This window comes from Streptomyces sp. NPDC048696, assembly GCF_043198895.1.
Lineage (GTDB): Bacteria > Actinomycetota > Actinomycetes > Streptomycetales > Streptomycetaceae > Streptomyces.
Map to the genome: position 1 here is coordinate 201,848 of NZ_JBICVJ010000004.1, position 17,137 is coordinate 218,984.

15 protein-coding genes and 1 riboswitch are annotated in these 17,137 nt (G+C 71.3%); of the genes, 12 read left to right on the top strand and 3 right to left on the bottom strand.

From position 1 onward, the window contains the following. The first annotated feature begins 105 nt into the window (after positions 1 to 105). The 6 genes from ACGFRG_RS10080 to ACGFRG_RS10105 all read left to right on the top strand — a co-directional run bounded on the left by ACGFRG_RS10080 (position 106) and on the right by ACGFRG_RS10105 (position 7,323). Positions 106 to 726 (top strand): heme-copper oxidase subunit III, encoded by a 621-nt coding sequence (locus tag ACGFRG_RS10080; RefSeq protein WP_188274058.1) that lies wholly within the window; start codon positions 106 to 108, stop codon positions 724 to 726. A 63-nt stretch (positions 727 to 789) separates the two neighbouring features. Further along, positions 790 to 1,599 (top strand): c-type cytochrome, encoded by an 810-nt coding sequence (locus tag ACGFRG_RS10085; RefSeq protein ID WP_361428000.1) that lies wholly within the window; start codon positions 790 to 792, stop codon positions 1,597 to 1,599. Further along, on the top strand, positions 1,596 to 2,645 hold the full coding sequence (locus tag ACGFRG_RS10090; RefSeq protein WP_361428002.1) for a Rieske 2Fe-2S domain-containing protein: 1,050 nt from the start codon (positions 1,596 to 1,598) through the stop codon (positions 2,643 to 2,645). Before ACGFRG_RS10085 ends, ACGFRG_RS10090 begins: the two co-directional genes overlap by 4 nt. Beyond that, a complete protein-coding gene (locus ACGFRG_RS10095; RefSeq protein ID WP_361428004.1) occupies positions 2,642 to 4,273 on the top strand; it encodes a cytochrome bc complex cytochrome b subunit in 1,632 nt (543 codons plus the stop codon). The genes ACGFRG_RS10090 and ACGFRG_RS10095 overlap by 4 nt, the downstream gene beginning before the upstream one ends. Before the next feature lie 134 nt (positions 4,274 to 4,407). Continuing rightward, a complete protein-coding gene (gene trpD / locus ACGFRG_RS10100) occupies positions 4,408 to 5,472 on the top strand; it encodes an anthranilate phosphoribosyltransferase (protein ID WP_361428006.1) in 1,065 nt (354 codons plus the stop codon). A gap of 112 nt (positions 5,473 to 5,584) precedes the next feature. After that, positions 5,585 to 5,702: riboswitch (SAM riboswitch) on the top strand. Positions 5,703 to 5,928: 226 nt separating this feature from the next. Beyond that, positions 5,929 to 7,323, top strand: a complete 1,395-nt coding sequence (locus ACGFRG_RS10105; RefSeq protein ID WP_393262982.1) for an aminotransferase class V-fold PLP-dependent enzyme — start codon at positions 5,929 to 5,931, stop codon at positions 7,321 to 7,323. Between the two features lie 663 nt (positions 7,324 to 7,986). Here the strand turns inward: ACGFRG_RS10105 and ACGFRG_RS10110 are convergent. Both ACGFRG_RS10110 and ACGFRG_RS10115 read right to left on the bottom strand, forming a co-directional pair. After that, positions 7,987 to 8,268 (bottom strand): Lrp/AsnC family transcriptional regulator, encoded by a 282-nt coding sequence (locus ACGFRG_RS10110; RefSeq protein ID WP_114057247.1) that lies wholly within the window; start codon positions 8,266 to 8,268, stop codon positions 7,987 to 7,989. Then, positions 8,265 to 9,002, bottom strand: coding sequence for a rhomboid family intramembrane serine protease (locus ACGFRG_RS10115; RefSeq protein ID WP_361428011.1), 738 nt, complete (start codon positions 9,000 to 9,002; stop codon positions 8,265 to 8,267). The genes ACGFRG_RS10110 and ACGFRG_RS10115 overlap by 4 nt, the downstream gene beginning before the upstream one ends. A 166-nt stretch (positions 9,003 to 9,168) precedes the next feature. Between ACGFRG_RS10115 and ACGFRG_RS10120 the strand changes: the two genes are divergently transcribed. The 5 genes from ACGFRG_RS10120 (at position 9,169) to ACGFRG_RS10140 (ending at position 14,626) form a co-directional block, all read left to right on the top strand. Next, positions 9,169 to 9,414, top strand: coding sequence for a hypothetical protein (locus ACGFRG_RS10120; RefSeq protein WP_361428013.1), 246 nt, complete (start codon positions 9,169 to 9,171; stop codon positions 9,412 to 9,414). Positions 9,415 to 9,457: 43 nt separating this feature from the next. Continuing rightward, positions 9,458 to 10,819, top strand: coding sequence for an NYN domain-containing protein (locus tag ACGFRG_RS10125; protein ID WP_393262986.1), 1,362 nt, complete (start codon positions 9,458 to 9,460; stop codon positions 10,817 to 10,819). 257 nt (positions 10,820 to 11,076) lie between these two features. Next, positions 11,077 to 12,105 (top strand): NlpC/P60 family protein, encoded by a 1,029-nt coding sequence (locus ACGFRG_RS10130; protein WP_361428015.1) that lies wholly within the window; start codon positions 11,077 to 11,079, stop codon positions 12,103 to 12,105. Between the two features lie 260 nt (positions 12,106 to 12,365). After that, on the top strand, positions 12,366 to 13,379 hold the full coding sequence (locus ACGFRG_RS10135) for an NlpC/P60 family protein (RefSeq protein WP_393262989.1): 1,014 nt from the start codon (positions 12,366 to 12,368) through the stop codon (positions 13,377 to 13,379). A gap of 17 nt (positions 13,380 to 13,396) precedes the next feature. Next, positions 13,397 to 14,626: a hypothetical protein gene (locus ACGFRG_RS10140; protein ID WP_361428019.1), complete on the top strand. Its 1,230-nt coding sequence runs from the start codon at positions 13,397 to 13,399 to the stop codon at positions 14,624 to 14,626. Here the strand turns inward: ACGFRG_RS10140 and ACGFRG_RS10145 are convergent. Then, a complete protein-coding gene (locus ACGFRG_RS10145) occupies positions 14,602 to 15,852 on the bottom strand; it encodes a glycosyltransferase 87 family protein (protein WP_393262992.1) in 1,251 nt (416 codons plus the stop codon). The two genes, ACGFRG_RS10140 and ACGFRG_RS10145, sit on opposite strands and share 25 nt — an antisense overlap. Positions 15,853 to 15,963: 111 nt before the next feature. Here ACGFRG_RS10145 and ACGFRG_RS10150 point away from each other — a divergent pair, with 111 nt between their 5' ends. After that, positions 15,964 to 17,106: a glycosyltransferase family 4 protein gene (locus ACGFRG_RS10150; RefSeq protein ID WP_361428023.1), complete on the top strand. Its 1,143-nt coding sequence runs from the start codon at positions 15,964 to 15,966 to the stop codon at positions 17,104 to 17,106. Positions 17,107 to 17,137 lie beyond the last annotated feature (31 nt).

The following is a 17,137-nucleotide window of genomic DNA, read 5'->3' on the forward strand; positions in this document are numbered from 1 at the left end:
ACACCGGTTCGGCGAGCGCCCGGATGGGCCGTTCGAGCAGGACACGGGGCGCGGACACACCGAACGGCACCCCCCGGAGTGAGCGCGAGATAAGCGACCGACATAATGTCGGTCGTGGCGACAGCAACGACAGTAGAAACCGGGCACGCGCACCCGTCGGTCAATCGGCCGAACCTCACCAGCGTCGGAACCATCATCTGGCTGAGTTCCGAGCTGATGTTCTTCGCGGCCCTCTTCGCGATGTACTTCACCCTGCGATCGGTGACGGGTGCCGAGCACTGGAAGGAAATGGCGTCCTCGCTGAACCTTCCGTTCTCGGCGACGAACACCACGATCCTGGTGCTCTCCTCTCTCACCTGCCAGCTCGGCGTCTTCGCCGCCGAGCGGGGCGACGTGAAGAAGCTGCGCACCTGGTTCACGATCACGTTCGTGATGGGTGCGATCTTCATCGGAGGCCAGGTCTTCGAGTACACCGAGCTGGTGAAGAAGGACGGCCTCTCGCTGTCCTCGGACCCGTACGGCTCGGTGTTCTACCTGACCACCGGCTTCCACGGCATGCATGTGACGGGCGGTCTGATCGCCTTCCTGCTGGTCCTCGGCAGGACCTACGCGGCCAAGAGGTTCACCCACGAACAGGCAACCGCCGCCATCGTCGTGTCCTACTACTGGCACTTCGTCGATGTCGTCTGGATCGGCCTCTTCGCCACGATCTACCTGATCAAGTAATCGGGCCCGCAGGCCCGAACCCATCCCGCATCGACGCAGAAGATCCTGACACCGGGGTAATCCGTGAAAAAGCTCTCCGCACGACGACGCCATCCGCTGGCGGCGCTCGTCGTCCTACTCCTCGCGCTGGCGGCCACCGGGGGGCTGTACGCCGCGTTCGCGCCCGCGGACAAGGCGAAGGCCGACGAAACCGCCCAGTCCCTCGCCATCGACGAGGGCAAGAAGCTCTACTCCGTCGGCTGCGCCAGCTGCCACGGAACCGGCGGTCAGGGCACCTCTGACGGTCCCTCGCTGGTCGGCGTCGGCTCCGCCGCCGTGGACTTCCAGGTCGGCACCGGCCGTATGCCGGCGCAGCAGCCCGGCGCTCAGGTGCCGAAGAAGAAGGTCATCTACACGCAGGCCGAGATCGACCAGCTCGCCGCGTACGTCGCCTCCCTCGGCGCCGGTCCGATCAAGCCGACCGAGAAGCAGTACAGCCCGGACGGTGCGGACATCGCCAAGGGTGGCGAGCTGTTCCGTACCAACTGCGCCCAGTGCCACAACTTCTCCGGCAAGGGCGGTGCGCTGACGCACGGCAAGTTCGCCCCCAGCCTTGAGGGCGTGACACCCAAGCACCTCTACGAGGCCATGCAGACCGGCCCGCAGAACATGCCGTCGTTCCCCGACACGACGATGCCGCAGAAGCAGAAGCAGGACATCATCGCGTACCTGGACGCTGTGAACAGCGAGAAGACCGCCAGCCCCGGCGGCCTTGAGCTGGGTGGCCTCGGCCCGGTCAGCGAGGGCCTGTTCGCCTGGATCTTCGGTCTGGGTGCCCTCATCGCAGTTGCCATCTGGATCGCGGCCCACTCCGCTAAGGCCAAGAAGTCATGAGTAGCCAAGACAATTCCGAGAACCTGCCCAGCGAGCAGGACCCCGAGCACGGCTCGGTAGAGCGTGCCCGTGACCCGTTCGCGGACCCGGGGCTGCCGCCCCACCGCCCGCGCGTCCAGGACATCGACGAGGCGGCCGCCAGGCGCTCCGAGCGCGTGGTCGCCGGCCTCTTCACGCTGTCGATGATCGCGACCGTGGCCTTCATCGCGTCGTTCGTGATCTTCCCGATCGACAAGATCGTCTACATCTTCCCGATCGGTCACGTCAGCGCGCTGAACTTCTCCCTGGGTCTGACCCTGGGTGTCGCGCTGTTCTGCATCGGCGCCGGCGCGGTCCACTGGGCCCGCACGCTGATGTCGGACGAGGAGATGTCGGACGAGCGCCACGAGATCGCGGCGCCGCCGGAGGTCCGCGAGAAGGTCATGCAGGACTGGGCGGACGGCGTCCGCGAGTCCGGCTTCGGCCGCCGCAAGCTGATCCGCAACACCATGTACGGCGCGCTGGCCATGGTGCCGCTCGCCGGTGTGGTGCTCCTGCGCGACCTGGGCACGCTGCCCGAGGACAAGCTGCGCAAGACGATGTGGGCCAAGGGCAAGGCCCTCATCAACATGAACACCAACGAGCCGCTGCGTCCCGAGGACGTCGCGGTCGGCTCGCTGACCTTCGCCAAGCCCGAGGGCCTGGAGGAGGACCAGCACGACTTCCAGACCCAGATCGCCAAGGCGGCCCTGATGATCGTCCGGCTGCAGCCGGAGAACATCAAGGACAAGCGCGAGCTGGAGTGGTCGCACCAGGGCATCGTGGCGTTCTCCAAGATCTGCACCCACGTCGGTTGCCCGATCAGCCTGTACGAGCAGCAGACCCACCACGTGCTCTGCCCGTGCCACCAGTCCACCTTCGACCTCTCCGACGGGGCCCGCGTCATCTTCGGCCCGGCCGGTCACGCTCTGCCGCAGCTGCGGATCGGCGTGAACAGCGAGGGTTACCTCGAAGCGCTCGGCGACTTCGAAGAGCCCGTCGGTCCTGCCTTCTGGGAGCGCGGATGAGCACCACCACGACGACCGACGAGCGGCGCGAGCCCGGGAACGGCGAGAAGTTCGCCGACTGGGCCGACGGTCGGCTGGGGATCTACACCCTGGCCAAGACCAACATGCGCAAGATCTTCCCGGACCACTGGTCCTTCATGCTCGGCGAGATCTGCATGTACAGCTTCATCATCATCATCCTCACGGGTGTGTATCTGACGCTGTTCTTCCACCCGAGCATGAACGAGGTCGTCTACGACGGCTCCTACGTTCCGCTCCAGGGCGTGCAGATGTCCGAGGCGTTCAACTCGACCATGCACATCAGCTTCGAGGTGCGCGGTGGTCTGCTGATCCGGCAGATCCACCACTGGGCGGCGCTGATCTTCCTCGCGGCCATGTTCGTGCACATGATGCGTGTCTTCTTCACGGGCGCGTTCCGCAAGCCGCGCGAGGTCAACTGGCTCTTCGGCTTCCTGCTGTTCTTCTGCGGCATGTTCACCGGCTTCACCGGCTACTCCCTGCCGGACGACCTGCTCTCGGGCACCGGTGTCCGGTTCATGGAGGGCGCCGTCCTCGGCGTCCCGGTGGTCGGCACGTACCTGTCGTTCTTCATCTACGGCGGCGAGTTCCCCGGCGGCGACTTCGTGGCCCGGTTCTACTCGGTCCACATCCTGCTGCTGCCCGGCATCATGCTCGGCCTGATGGTCACGCACCTGATCCTGGTCTTCTACCACAAGCACACGCAGTTCGCGGGCCCCGGCCGTACCAACAAGAACGTCGTGGGCGCGCCGCTGCTGCCCGTCTACACGGCCAAGGCCGGTGGCTTCTTCTTCCTGATCTTCGGTGTCATCGCGGTCATCGCGGCGGTCGCCTCGATCAACCCGATCTGGGCCATCGGCCCGTACCGCCCGGACCAGGTGTCCACCGGCGCCCAGCCCGACTGGTACATGGGCTTCGCCGAAGGCCTGATCCGAGTGATGCCGGGCTGGGAGATCAACGCCTGGGGCCACACGCTGGTCCTCGGTGTGTTCATCCCGCTGGTGATCTTCCCGCTGGTGCTGTTCGCGATCGCGGCCTACCCGTTCATCGAGGCCTGGATCACCAAGGACAAGCGCGAGCACCACATCGCCGACCGCCCGCGCAACGCTCCGGTGCGCACCGGCATCGGCGTGGCCTGGATCACCGCGTACATGGTGATGCTGGTCGGTGGTGGCAACGACCTGTGGGCGACCAACTTCCACCTGTCGCTCAACGCCATCACCTGGTTCGTCCGGATCGCGTTCTTCGCCGGCCCGGTCGTCGCGTTCATCATCACCAAGCGGATCTGCCTGGGCCTGCAGCGCCGGGACGCCGAGAAGGTGCTGCACGGTCGCGAGACCGGCATCATCAAGCGGCTGCCGCACGGTGAGTTCATCGAGGTGCACGAGCCGCTCGACGCGGGCCAGCTGTACAAGCTCACCGCGCACGAGCAGACCCGTCCGCACGAGCTGCCCGCGGCCGTCGACGAGAACGGTGTGGCCCGCAAGGTCTCCCGTATGGAGAAGCTGCGCGTCAAGATCCACAAGGGGTACTTCGGCGAGCAGAGCCAGATCGCCAAGCCGACCTCCGAGGAGTTCGAGGAGATCACCAGCGGCCACGGCCACCACTGATCCCCTCTTAGCGACACCGCTGTACGCCACACAGCACAGGGCCCCGTCCAGGCGATGGACGGGGCCCTTCGCCGTTCCCCGGGCTGGATAGGGTGTTCCCATCCCATACCCGTAGATGGACCCAGGAGCGGACCATGAACGTTGTGACCCCGGTCGGCGGCGACAGCGTGGCGGCCTACTCCTGGCCGGGCGTACTGGACGCGCTGCTCAGCGGCACCGACCAGAGCGCGGACGCGACCGCCTGGGCGATGAACCGGATCATGCGCGGCGAGGCGAGCGACGCCCAGATCGCCGCCTTCATGGTGGCCCTGCGGGCCAAGGGCGAGACGGTCGCCGAGATCACCGGCATGGTCCGGGCGATGTACGAGCACGCCAATCTGATCGAGGTGCCCGGCCCGACGGTGGACATCGTCGGTACCGGCGGCGACGGCGCCAAGACCGTCAACATCTCCACCATGTCCGCGATCGTGGTGGCGGGCACCGGCGCGAAGGTCGTCAAGCACGGCAACCGGGCCGCGTCCTCGGCCAGCGGCGCCTCCGACGTCCTGGAGAAGCTCGGCGTCAATCTCAACCTCACCCCCCGGCGGGTGGTCGAGGTGGCCGAGCAGGCGGGCATCACCTTCTGCTTCGCGGTGACGTTCCACCCCGCGCTGCGGTACGTGGCCCAGGCCCGCCGGGAGCTCGGCATCCGCACGACCTTCAACTTCCTGGGCCCGCTGACCAACCCGGCCCGGGTGGGGGCCCAGGCCACCGGGGTCGCGGACGCGCGGGTGGCGCCGATCGTGGCCGGGGTGCTCGCCGAGCGCGGCTCCTCGGCGCTGGTGTTCCGCGGCGACGACGGCCTCGACGAGCTGACGACCACCGCGACCTCGCGGGTCTGGATCGTGCGGGACGGCGCCGTGCGCGAGGAGCCCTTCGACCCGAGGGACGTGGGCATCGACCTGGTGCCGGTCGAGGCGCTGCGCGGCGCGGACGCCTCGTACAACGCGGACGTGGCGCGGCGGCTGCTCGCCGGGGAGAGAGGGCCGGTGCGGGACGCGGTGCTGCTCAACTCGGCGGCCGCGCTGGTCGCCCTGGAGCCGGGCGAGGGCACTTTGGCGGAGCAGATCCGGGCCAAGATCGACAAGGCGGCCGAGGCGGTGGACTCGGGGGCGGCCCGCCGGGCCCTGGAGCGCTGGGTCGCGGCCAGCAACGCGTAGTCCGGACGAACAGACCCGAACACGGGGACCCGTACGAGTGTGACGCAGGGCGCAGTCCGGCATCCGGACCGCGCCTTGCGCGTACGCGGACGTATGGCAGGATGCTTTCCAAGGTCATGAGTGACAGCGACTACGGCCCCGGCCCGCTGTCCGGCAACCCTCCGTCCGTGGCGGGGTGCCCCGGGTGAAGACCAGGCCGTAGGCAGCGAGGTCTACGGCAAGCGCGGACCCCTGCGCACTCATTTCCTGAGTGGCGCGCCCCTGGGGTCCTGGTCCTCAAGGGAGCAGTCTCGTGAGCAAGCGAATGCGATAGGGCCTTCGGCCCCTCTTTCTGTACACCTCCGTACGCCCCTTTTTCGCGTACGTCGAGGTCAACCCCCGTACGCCGGACGGCTGTCGAGCCGTCGCGCGGGGCCTTCACAGTCAGTTCGCCTTGACCTGCCGGGAGATACCGCCATGTCCGCATACGCGTCCACGTCCACCGCCACGTCCACCGCCGCCTCCGCCTCCGAAGAGCCCTGCTGCGCCGCGCCGCTGCCGGTGCTCGGCCGCGATGTCACCGTCCCGCTGGTCACCGGCGGCGAGGTGACCTACGCCGCCCTCGACTACGCGGCGAGCGCGCCGGCCCTCCAGCGGGTGTGGGACGACGTCGCCGCGTACGCGCCGTATTACGGCAGCGTGCACCGGGGCGCGGGCTACCTCTCGCAGCTCTCCACCGACCTGTTCGAGAACAGCCGGGCGGCGGTCGCGGAGTTCCTCGACTGCCGCCCCACCGACCAGGTGGTCTTCACCCGCTCGACGACGGACTCCCTCAACCTCCTCGCCCAGGTGATCCCGGCCGACTGCCAGGTCTTCGTCTTCGAGACCGAGCACCACGCCTCGCTGCTGCCGTGGCGGGACGCGCGCGTGACCTACCTCAACGCGCCGCGTACGCCGCAGCAGGCGGTGGCCACGCTTGAGCGGGCGCTCGCGGACCGCGAGCCTTACGGCCCGGCGCTTGTCTGTGTGACGGGCGCTTCCAATGTGACCGGTGAGCTGTGGCCGGTACGGGAGTTGGCGGCGGCCGCGCATGCGCACGGCGCGCGGATCGTCCTGGACGCGGCGCAGCTCGCGCCCCATCACCCCGTCTCCGTACGGGAGTTGGACGTCGACTGGATCGCGTTCTCCGGTCACAAGCTGTACGCGCCGTTCGGCTCGGGCGTGCTCGCGGGGCGGGCCGACTGGCTCCAGGCGTCCGAGCCGTATCTGGCGGGCGGCGGCGCCTCGCGCCGGGTCGCCCGGCGCGGTGACGGCGGGGTCGACGTGGAGTGGCACACCACCGCCGCCCGGCACGAGGCCGGTTCACCGAACGTCATCGGTGTCTACGCCATCGCCTCCGCCTGCAAGGCGCTGACCGAGGCGGGGTTCGAGGGGCTGGTGGAGCGGGAGGAGCACCTGATCTCGAAGGTGCGCACGGGGCTCGCGGCGGTGCCGCAGGTGCGCGTCCTGTCGCTCTTCGGCGACGACGCGCCCCGGGTCGGCGTCATCTCGTTCGTGGTGGAGGGCTGGAACAGCTCGCACTTCGCGGCGGCGCTGTCGGCGGAGTACGGGATCGGGGTCCGGGACGGGCTGTTCTGCGCGCACCCGCTGGTGCGGACGCTGCTCGGCAGTGAGCCGCAGGATCCGGGCGAGTGCGGGGCGCCGGAGGCGGAGCCGGGTGAGCGCTCCCTGAACGCGATCCGGGTCAGCTTCGGCGCGGGCACGCCGGACGAGCATGTGGACCGGTTTGTGCGGGCGGTGGTGGAGTTGGTGCGGGACGGAGCGAAGTGGACGTACCGAACGGAGGAGGGCCGCTGCGTCCCGGCCGTGTGACGCTCCGGGGCTCGGCCCCGGGCCCCTCTTCGCGGCTGCGCCCCGAACCCCCGCTTCGTCTGCGGGCCGTGGGCGGGGGCTGCGCCCCCTGCACCCCGCGGTGCTGACGTTCGTCCGCGGATCGTGCTGGGTTGCGCGCAGTTCCCCGCGCCCCTGGGAGGTGGGGGTGCCCGGTCGTGTTTGCCCGCGGGCCGTGCTGGGTTGCTCGCGCAGTTCCCCGCGCCCCTTGGATGGGCCCTTCGGGCCCTCCTTCAGGGGCGCGGGGCTGTGACATTTGCGGCTCCGCCGCGGTGGGGGTCCCCCCTGTTCGAGCGGAGTCGAGAACTTGGGGGAGCGAGCAACTCAGCACGGTCCGCAGCCGAACGAAGCGGGGTGCAGGGGCGGAGCCCCGCTACCCACCCACCGTGCCGGGGCCCGGGGCGGAGCCCCGCTACCCACCCACCGTGCCGGGGCCCGGGGCGGAGCCCCGCGTACCCGCCCACCTTGCCGGGGTTCGGGGCGGAGCCCCGCTACCCACCCACCGTGCCGGGGTCCGGGGCGGAGCCCCGTAGCGGGGTGCAGGGGGCGCAGCCCCCGCCCGGGGGTCCGGGGGCGTAGCCCCCGGGAGAACCCCCCTCAACCCCCACCCACCCCCGGAGGGTTTAGGGAAGGGGCGGGGTGGGGCTAGGCGTCGAGGCCGATCGCGAACGCCGCCTCCAGGTCGTGCTGGGAGTACGTGCGGAACGCGACGTGCGTGTCCGTGGCCTCGACGCCGGGGATCTTGCTGATGCGGCCGGGGATGATGTCCGCGAGGTCGTCGTGGCGGGCCACGCGGACCAGGGCGATCAGGTCGTACGTGCCGGTCACCGAGTAGACCTCGGACACGTTCTCCAGCGCCGCGATCGACTCCGCGATCTCGGGGATCCGGTCCACGCTGGTCTTGATGAGCACGATCGCGGTGATCACGGCTGGTCTTCTCCCTCGGTGGCGGCCGACGCCGGTGGCGGCTTCGGTCGTTTCACTCTAGCCGTACCGCGATAGCGCCCCCAGGCGTAGAGAAAGCCCAGGCCGAAGCCGACCAGATGGGCCAGATACGCCACCCCGGGCCCGGCCGGCGCCGCCCGTACCGCGAGCCACTGGAGCACGAACCAGAAGACCAGCACGATCCAGGCGGGAAAGCGCAGCGGCAGGAAGAAGAGGAACGGGAAGAGGCTGGTCACCCGCGCCCGGGGGAAGAGGTACAAGAACGCGCCCAGTACGCCCGAGATCGCGCCGGACGCCCCCACCAGCGTCTGGTCGGACGTGGCGTGCGCCGCCGCGTAGGCCAGCAGGGCCAGATAGCCCACGCCCAGATAGAACAGCGCGAAGGCGATCTTGCCCATGCGTTCCTCGGCCATCGCGCCGAAGACGTAGAGGAAGAGCATGTTCCCCAGCAGATGCAGCCAGTTGCCGTGGACGAACAGCGCGGTGAGGGGGGTGAGGAGGGCGCCGGGGTCGCCGGTCGTGAGTTCGTTCGGGATGACACCCCAGCGGGCGAAATACGCGCTCTGCGCGGCGAGCAGCGCGTCCCCCGTCCCGTAGGAGGGATTCAGTCCGGAGACCGGGCTGACGACGAAGATCAGGCAGCACAGCGCGAGCACCGTGTAGGTGACCGCCGGGCCCCGCGCCACCGTCCCCCGCAGGGCACTCCACTTGATCATGACCAGAGCATGGCGTAACGGGAGCGAACGGTACAGACCGCCTCGCCGTGCCCCGGCACAGCCGGTAGGCCGTAGGGTTACGGGCAGTACATCCGCAGTTCGACGGCGCACCGCGAGATCCTGGACCATGGCCGATCATTGACAGCATGGAAGAAGGACGCACTCCATGACCACCGTTCCCCAGCCGACCGCCGACACCCGGTGGCGCTGCACGCTCTGCGGCAACCTCACCCGCTTCGACGTCACCCGCTCGTCGAAGGTCGTCGAGTACGTCCATCTGGACCTCGCCGGAGAGCCGAAGGTCGAGGAGCGCGAGGTGGTCAGTGAGACCATCGAGTCGGTGCGCTGCCGCTGGTGCAACGCGGTGGACCAGATCGAGCTCGTGGACAGGCCGGGTTCCGGCTCCCAGTGACGGGGCCCCGGTGAGCGACGGACGACAGTTGAGGTGACGGATTGTGGAGCATGCAAGCGGTGCCGAACCGGCCGGTGCTGCCGGTGACGGCCCCGCCGAAGTGCTCGACCGCCCGCTGCCCGAAGGGGTGCGGCGCCGGGTCGTCGCGCTGGTCTCGGACGCCTTCGGCGGGCTGACCGTCACCGAACTCCCGGCCCAGTTGCGGCAGTACGCCCGGTTCACCCCGATCCGGCGGGCCAAGTTCGCGGGCAACGCGATGGCGGCCGCGCTGGAGTCCGACCCGCTGTTCCGCCAGCGCATCGGGGAGCGCCTGAAGGAGGCGCAGCCGGAGCTGGCCGACGCCCTGGAGTCCGGCGCGCCGCCCGCGGCCGCCGACCCCGTGGACGTCGCGGCCGCCGCGTATGTGCTGCGCCCCACCGGCTGGGTCAAGCTCGTCGCCGCCGCGGGCGAGGAGGCGCAGCGCGCCGACGCCGAGCGCGCCGACGAGGAGGGCCGGCGCGAACTGGAGCGGCTGCGCGCGGAGCTGGCCGAGGCGCACGAGCGGGGCCGCGCCGAGCACGAGGAGCTGCGCGCCGACCTGGCCGCCGCCCGCAAGGAAGCCGAAACGCTCCAGCGCAAGCTGCGCAGCGCGCTCAGCGACGTCAAGCGCGGCGAGGCCGCCCTGCGCAAGGCCACCGGGGAGATCGACGGCATCAGAGCGGAGGCGGCGGCCCGGGTGGCCGCCGCCGAGAGCGAGTCGCGCCGGCTCAAGACCCGGCTCAGTGAGGCCGAGGCGTCCGTCGAGGCCGGCCGCCGCGCGGTGCGCGAGGGGCGCTCCATCGAGGACATGCGGCTGCGGCTGCTGCTGGACACCGTCCTGGACGCGGCCTCCGGGCTGCGGCGCGAACTGGCGCTGCCCCCGGCCTCGGTGCGCCCGGCGGACACCGTGGACGCGGTCGCCCCCGGCCAGATGACCCCGAAGGACATCGCGGCCCGGGCGCTCTCCGAGACCGACCCGGCGCTCCTGGACCAGCTGCTGGCGCTGCCGCAGGTGCACCTGGTGGTGGACGGCTACAACGTCACCAAGACCGGCTATCCGACGATGCCGTTGGAGAAGCAGCGGCTGCGGCTGCTCGGCGGTCTGTCGATGCTCGCCGCGCAGACCGGCGCCGAGATCACCTGTGTCTTCGACGGGGCCGAGCTCGCCGCCCCGGTGCTCCTGGCGCCGCCCAGAGGCGTACGGGTGCTCTTCTCCAAGCCCGGTGTGACCGCCGACGAGCTGATCCGTCAGCTGGTGCGGGCCGAGCCGTCGGGGCGTCCGGTGGTGGTCGTCTCGACCGACCGCGAGGTCGCGGACGGCGTCGCCAAGGCCGGTGCGCGGCCCGTCGCGTCCGTCATGCTCTTGAAGCGGCTTTCGCGCGTCTAGCAACTAGTGCGTTCAATGCCCGAATTCGGGTGATCGGTTCCCGGCGTTCTGTCAAGTGCTCATTACTACGCGTGGGATGACAGTAAAGAATCCTCCTTGCGACCGAGTTTTTCCCCATCGGGATTTGAACTGATCACAAGAAGGTCACTAGGGTCAGGGCTCGAACCTTCACGCGGTTGATCACTCGTCCGGGGTGACCGTGAAGGTCCCGCCGAGTCTGCGCTGTTCGGCGGCTGAGGAAGAAGGAGCTCGCCTTCGTGGCGTCCCACCGTCGACCCAAGCCCGCGAGCCGTACCCGTGTGACCGTGCTCACCGCGACCGCCGCCGCGGCCGTCGCTCTCACGTCCCAGGCCGCGCACGCGGACCCGAAGCCTTCGAAGAGCGAAGTGAAGGCCAAGGTCGACAAGCTCTACGACGAGGCCGAGCAGGCGACGGAGAAGTACAACGGCGCCAAGGAGAAGCAGGACCAGCTGGAGAAGCAGGTCGGCGCGCTCCAGGACAAGGTGGCCCGCGGCCAGGACGAGCTCAACAAGCTGCGCGACGGCCTGGGTTCGATGGCCTCGGCGCAGTACCGCTCGGGCGGTATCGACCCCTCGGTCCAGCTCTTCCTCTCCTCCAACCCGGACGACTTCCTGGACAAGGCGTCCTCCCTGGACCAGCTCAGCGCCAAGCAGACCGAGGCGCTGCAGAAGATCCAGTCGAAGCAGCGCAGCCTCGCGCAGGAGCGCAAGGAAGCCCAGGACAAGCTCAAGGACCTCGCGGACACCCGCAAGGAGCTCGGCGACAAGAAGGCCGAGACCCAGACGAAGCTCGCCGACGCGCAGAAGCTCCTCAACTCGCTGACCGCCGCCGAGAAGGCGTCGCTGGCGGCCGACGACGCGCGCGCCAACCGCACCGAGACCCGCAGCGCCGACCTCGGCAACGAGGTCCCCGCCTCGCAGCGCGGCGCCGCGGCCCTCTCGGCCGCCCAGTCCCAGCTCGGCAAGCCGTACGTCTACGGCGCCACCGGCACCGCCTCGTTCGACTGCTCCGGGCTCACCTCCTGGGCCTACCGCCAGGCGGGCGTGAACATACCCCGCACCTCGCAGGAGCAGGCGACCGCCGGCACCCAGATAGGCCGCAGCCAGCTCAAGCCCGGCGACCTGGTGCTCTTCTACGGCGACCTGCACCACGTCGGCCTCTACGCGGGCAACGGCCAGGTGCTGCACGCCCCGAAGCCGGGCGCGGTGGTGCGCTACGAGGCGATGGACAACATGCCGTTCCAGTTCGGCGTCCGCATCGGCTGACGCCCCGCATGACGCGTACGGCCCATAAGGGTCGACTGCCGACGGCGCCCGAACGGGCGAATTCCGGCAACTCACGCTGACGCCACGCCCCGCCGGTGACCTGTGTTCTCCGGTGGGGCGTCACTTTGCGTAGACGCAAGGGTCGTTGGCCGCCCGCAGCTGTCCGGCTACTGTCCGGCGTGCGGTGCCCCCGTGAACCTCCCACTCGTCCGCCCGCCCGGGCGGCAGGGGCCGCACCGCCGGAAGGAGTGCGGCTTCACGTGGCGTCCCATCGCCGTCCCACGCAGCCCGGCCTCGGCCAGAGCACCCGGGTCACCGTTCTGTCAGCGGCGGCGGCCACCGCGGCCGCGGCCTTCGCGGCACCGGCGAGCGCCGACCCGGCTGACTCCGGCAAGGCCCGGGTCGACCGCCTCTTCGCCCAGGCGGAGAAGGCGACCGAGGAGTACGACAAGGCGGACGAGCGCGCCGGTGAGCTGCGCCGGCAGGTCCGTGACGCACAGGACAGCGTCGCCCGGGGCCAGGAGCGGATCAACCGGATGCGGGGCGCGCTCGGCGCCATCGCCGGCGCCCAGTACCGCTCCGGGGGCCTGGACCCCTCGCTCGCGCTGCTGCTCTCCGAGAACCCGGACAGCTATCTCGACAAGGCCGCCGCCCTCGACCGGCTCAGCGAGCGCCAGAGCACGCAGCTGCGCGAACTCCAGCAGGAGATGCGGCGGATCGGCCAGCAGAGCACCGAGGCCACCCGCAAACTCGCCGAGCTGGAGCGCAGCCGTGTCGAGGTGGCCCGGCACAAGCGGACCGTCGAGTCCAAGCTCGCCGAGGCCCGCCGGGCGCTCAACGCGCTGCCGACCGCCGACCGCGCCGCCTTCGACCGCGCCTCGCGCGGCGGCGGCCGCACCCCGGACCTGGGCGGTGCGGTGCCCGCCTCCGGCCGGGCCGCGGCCGCCGTGCTCGCGGCCCGCCAGGCGCTCGGCCGGCCCTACATCTGGGGCGCCAACGGGCCGTCCGGGTTCGACTGCTCGGGCCTGATGCAGTGGTCGTACGCCCAGGCGGGCGTGGGCCTGCCGCGCACCTCGCAGGCGCAGCGGTACGCCGGACACCAGGTGCCGCTCTCCGAGGCGCGCCCCGGCGACCTCGTCGTCTATCGCGCGGACGCCAGCCATGTCGCGATGTACGTGGGCAACGGGCAGGTCATCCACGCCCCCTACCCGGGCGCGCCGGTGCGCTACGACCCGGTGGGCATGATGCCCGTCTCCTCGGTCACCCGCGTCTGACCCGTACGATCGGGGGGATGGCGATACGGCGGTTCAGCGGCGGGTGGCGGCGGCGCACGGCGGCTTGCGGGCTCGCGGCGCTGCTGCTCGCCTCCGCCTGCTCGGCCCCGGCCGCGGCCCCCGACACCACCGCCCGACAGATCCAGAGCACCCTCGACGGCCGCGCGGCCGCCGTCCTGCGCCACGACGAGCGCGGCTACCTCGACGCGGTGGACCCGGCCGCCGGGACGCTGCGGGACGCCCAGCGGGCCGAGTTCGGCAATCTGCGCCAGGTCCCGCTGAGCGCCTGGGCGTACCGGGTGACGGGCCTGAGCCACACCGGCGCGCGGGCCAGCGCCCGGGTGGAGCTGAGCTACCGCGTCGACGGGTACGACAGCGCGCCGGTGGTCTCGGCCCGGGTCGTGGAGCTCGGCGAGCGCGCCGGGCGCTGGTACGTCACCTCCGACCGGCCGGACGAGGGCGCCGCCCAGCCGCTGTGGCAGCAGGGCCCGGTCACCGTGCTGCGCGGCACGCACAGCCTGGTCCTCGGCGTCGGCCAGGACCGCGCGCTGCTCCAGGAGATCGCCCGGACCGAGGACCGGGCGGTGCCCGCCGTCTCGGCGGCCTGGCCCGGCAGGTGGGCGGGCAAGGTGGTCGTCCTGGTGCCCGCCTCGCTCGACTCGATGGCGGCGCTGCTCGGGGCGCCCGCCGCGTCGTACCGGGGGATCGCGGCGGTGACCACCGGCGAGGCGGGCGCGTCCGCGGCGGCCCCCGCGGACCGGGTGATCGTCAACCCCGAGGCGTACGGAGTCCTCGGCGACCTCGGCAAACAGGTCGTCCTCACCCACGAGACCACCCATGTCGCCACCCGCGCCCGCACCTCGCCCGCGACCCCGATGTGGCTCTCCGAGGGCTATGCCGACTGGGTGGGCTACCGGGGCACCGGGCGCACCGCCGCCCAGGCCGCGCCCGAACTCCAGCAGGCGGTGCGGCGCGGCGAGCTGCCCGACGAGCTGCCCCTGGACGCGGACTTCGGCTTCGAGGGCGGCGCCGACCGGCTGGCCCGCGCGTACGAGGGCGGCTGGCTGGCCTGCTCCCTGATCGCCCAGCGCTGGGGCGAGGACAGGCTCGCCGCGTTCTACGCGGAGGTGGGCGGGCAGAAGCACCGCGAGGGCGCCGTGGAGAAGGCGATGAACGACGAACTGGGCACCACGCCGAGGGAGTTCACCGCTCTGTGGCGCGCTTACGTACGCGACCGGCTGGCCTGAGCGGCCAGGGCGGAGAACACCCGGGCCACCCCGGCCGACGCGTCCCGGCCCGGGACCGTGGCGCGCCACAGCCGCCGGCACGCGCCGACCGACGCCACGACGAGCAGTCCGTTGCGTACGAGCAGGAGCAGCACCCCCAGCCAGTCGCTCGCCACCACATGCGAGAACAGCAGCGGGAATTCGAGCAGCGTCACCCCGGCCGCGGCCAGCACCAGCTTCGCCGGGCGGGTCATCGGGCTGTCCGGGAAGACCAGGCACACCGCCGCGAGCCCGACCAACCAGATCAGATACTGCGGGCTGATCACCCGGCTGGTGGTGGTGAAGAGCAGAACGGCGGTGAAGGCGGCGTCCGCGAGCGTGCCGGGTCCGCCCCCACGGGCCCGCAGCCGCCACAGCAGCAGCCAGCCGAACGCCACGGCGGTCAGCCCCATGGCCAGCGTGGAGACCAGCGGGACATACGGACCCAGGAACTCCACCGACCCGTAGTTGAGCTGCACGTGTCCCTGCCAGCCGACGTGGCGGGCGACATGGAAGACGAGCGAGCCCAGCGACTCGACCTCGGTGCCCCGCTCGCGCTGGAAGGTGAGGAACGCGAAGGCGCCGGGCGCGAGCGCGTGGCACAGCAGCAGGAACCCGACGGCCGTCACCGCCGCACTCGCCCAGGCCCGGCGGGGCGCCCGGGCCAGCAGCAGCACCGGCCAGACCTTGAGCAGCGCGCCGAACGCGGCGAGCGCGCCGAGCACCCGCGGCCGCCGCACCCCGGCGAGCAGCGCGGCCACCGCGACGGCCGTCACCATCAGGTCGTAGCGCGCGTACGCGGTCGGCCCGAGCAGCGCCACGCCCCAGACCCAGATCCACGAGCCCGTACGGGACTTCCCGGCCCGCCCGCTCGCGTACAACAGCAGTGCGAAGACCGCGCAGTCGGCGAGGGACGCCAGGACGAAGAAGGCGGACGGGTAGCCGAGGAACGGGACGGCGCCGGGCGCGAGGATGGCGAGGGCCGCGGCCGGCGGGTACTGCCAGGTGACGTCGTCGAGCGGATACGTGCCGGTGCGCAGCACCTCGTACCAGCCCTGGTAGATGACGTCGACGTCGCTGGTGACGTCCGGGCCCGGGACGACCAGGACCCGGAAGACGCACAGGAGCAGCAGACACCGGCTGACGGCGAACACCGCGATGATCGCGCCCGCGCCCTTCCCTCGTCCCACGCCGTTAGCTGAGGACATCCACACCTCGTCCGTCGTCCCTGCGGTCATTCCCGTGGCCGGAGCAGTCATGATGCCGGGCGGGGGCGTGCCCGAGCGATGAGGCGGGGCCGTTCGGTACTGTCGGCGGCGATGCACAAGACCCTGATCGTGACCAATGACTTCCCGCCGCGCCCCGGCGGCATCCAGGCGTTCCTGCACAACATGGCGCTGCGGCTCGACCCCGAGCGGCTCGTCGTCTACGCCTCGACCTGGAAGCGCAGCCGCGAGGGCGTCGAGGCGACCGCGGCCTTCGACGCCGAGCAGCCCTTCACCGTGGTGCGCGACAGCACCACGATGCTGCTGCCGACGCCCCGGGTGACCCGCCGCGCGGTGGGCCTGCTCAAGGAGCACGGCTGCTCCTCGGTGTGGTTCGGGGCGGCGGCGCCGCTCGGCCTGATGGGCCCCGCGCTGCGCCGGGCGGGCGCCGAACGCCTGGTCGCCACCACGCACGGGCACGAGGCGGGCTGGGCCCAACTGCCCGGCTCGCGCCAACTGCTGCGGCGGATCGGCGAGGGCACGGACACGATCACCTATCTGGGTGAGTACACCCGGTCCCGGATCGCGACGGCGCTCACCGAGCGGGCCGCCGACCGGATGGTCCAACTGCCGCCGGGCGTGGACGAGAAGACCTTCCACCCGGGCTCGGGCGGCGCCGAGGTCCGCGCCCGCCTCGGCCTGACCGACCGCCCGGTGGTCGTGTGCGTCTCCCGCCTGGTCCCCCGCAAGGGCCAGGACACCCTGATCCTCGCGATGCCCGCGATCCTCGCGCGCGTGCCGGACGCGGTGCTGCTGATCGTGGGCGGCGGCCCGTACGAGAAGGAGCTCCGCAAACTGGCCGAGGAGACCGGGGTCGCGCCCTCGGTCCGCTTCACCGGCTCCGTCCCGTGGGCCGAACTGCCCGCGCACTACGGCGCCGGCGACGTCTTCGCCATGCCCTGCCGTACGCGCCGGGGCGGCCTCGACGTGGAGGGCCTGGGCATCGTCTACCTGGAGGCCTCGGCGACCGGCCTGCCGGTGGTGGCGGGCGACTCGGGCGGCGCTCCCGACGCGGTCCTGGACGGCGAAACGGGCTGGGTGGTGCGGGGAGGCTCCCCGGAGGACGCGGCGGACCGCATCACCACCCTCCTCCAGGACCCGGACCTGCGCCGCCGCATGGGGGAGCGGGGCAGGGCCTGGGTGGAGGAGAAATGGCGCTGGGACCTACTGGCGGACAAGCTGCGCGAGCTGCTGTAGGGGGTGGGTCGTCCCGGCGCGGCCGGATGGT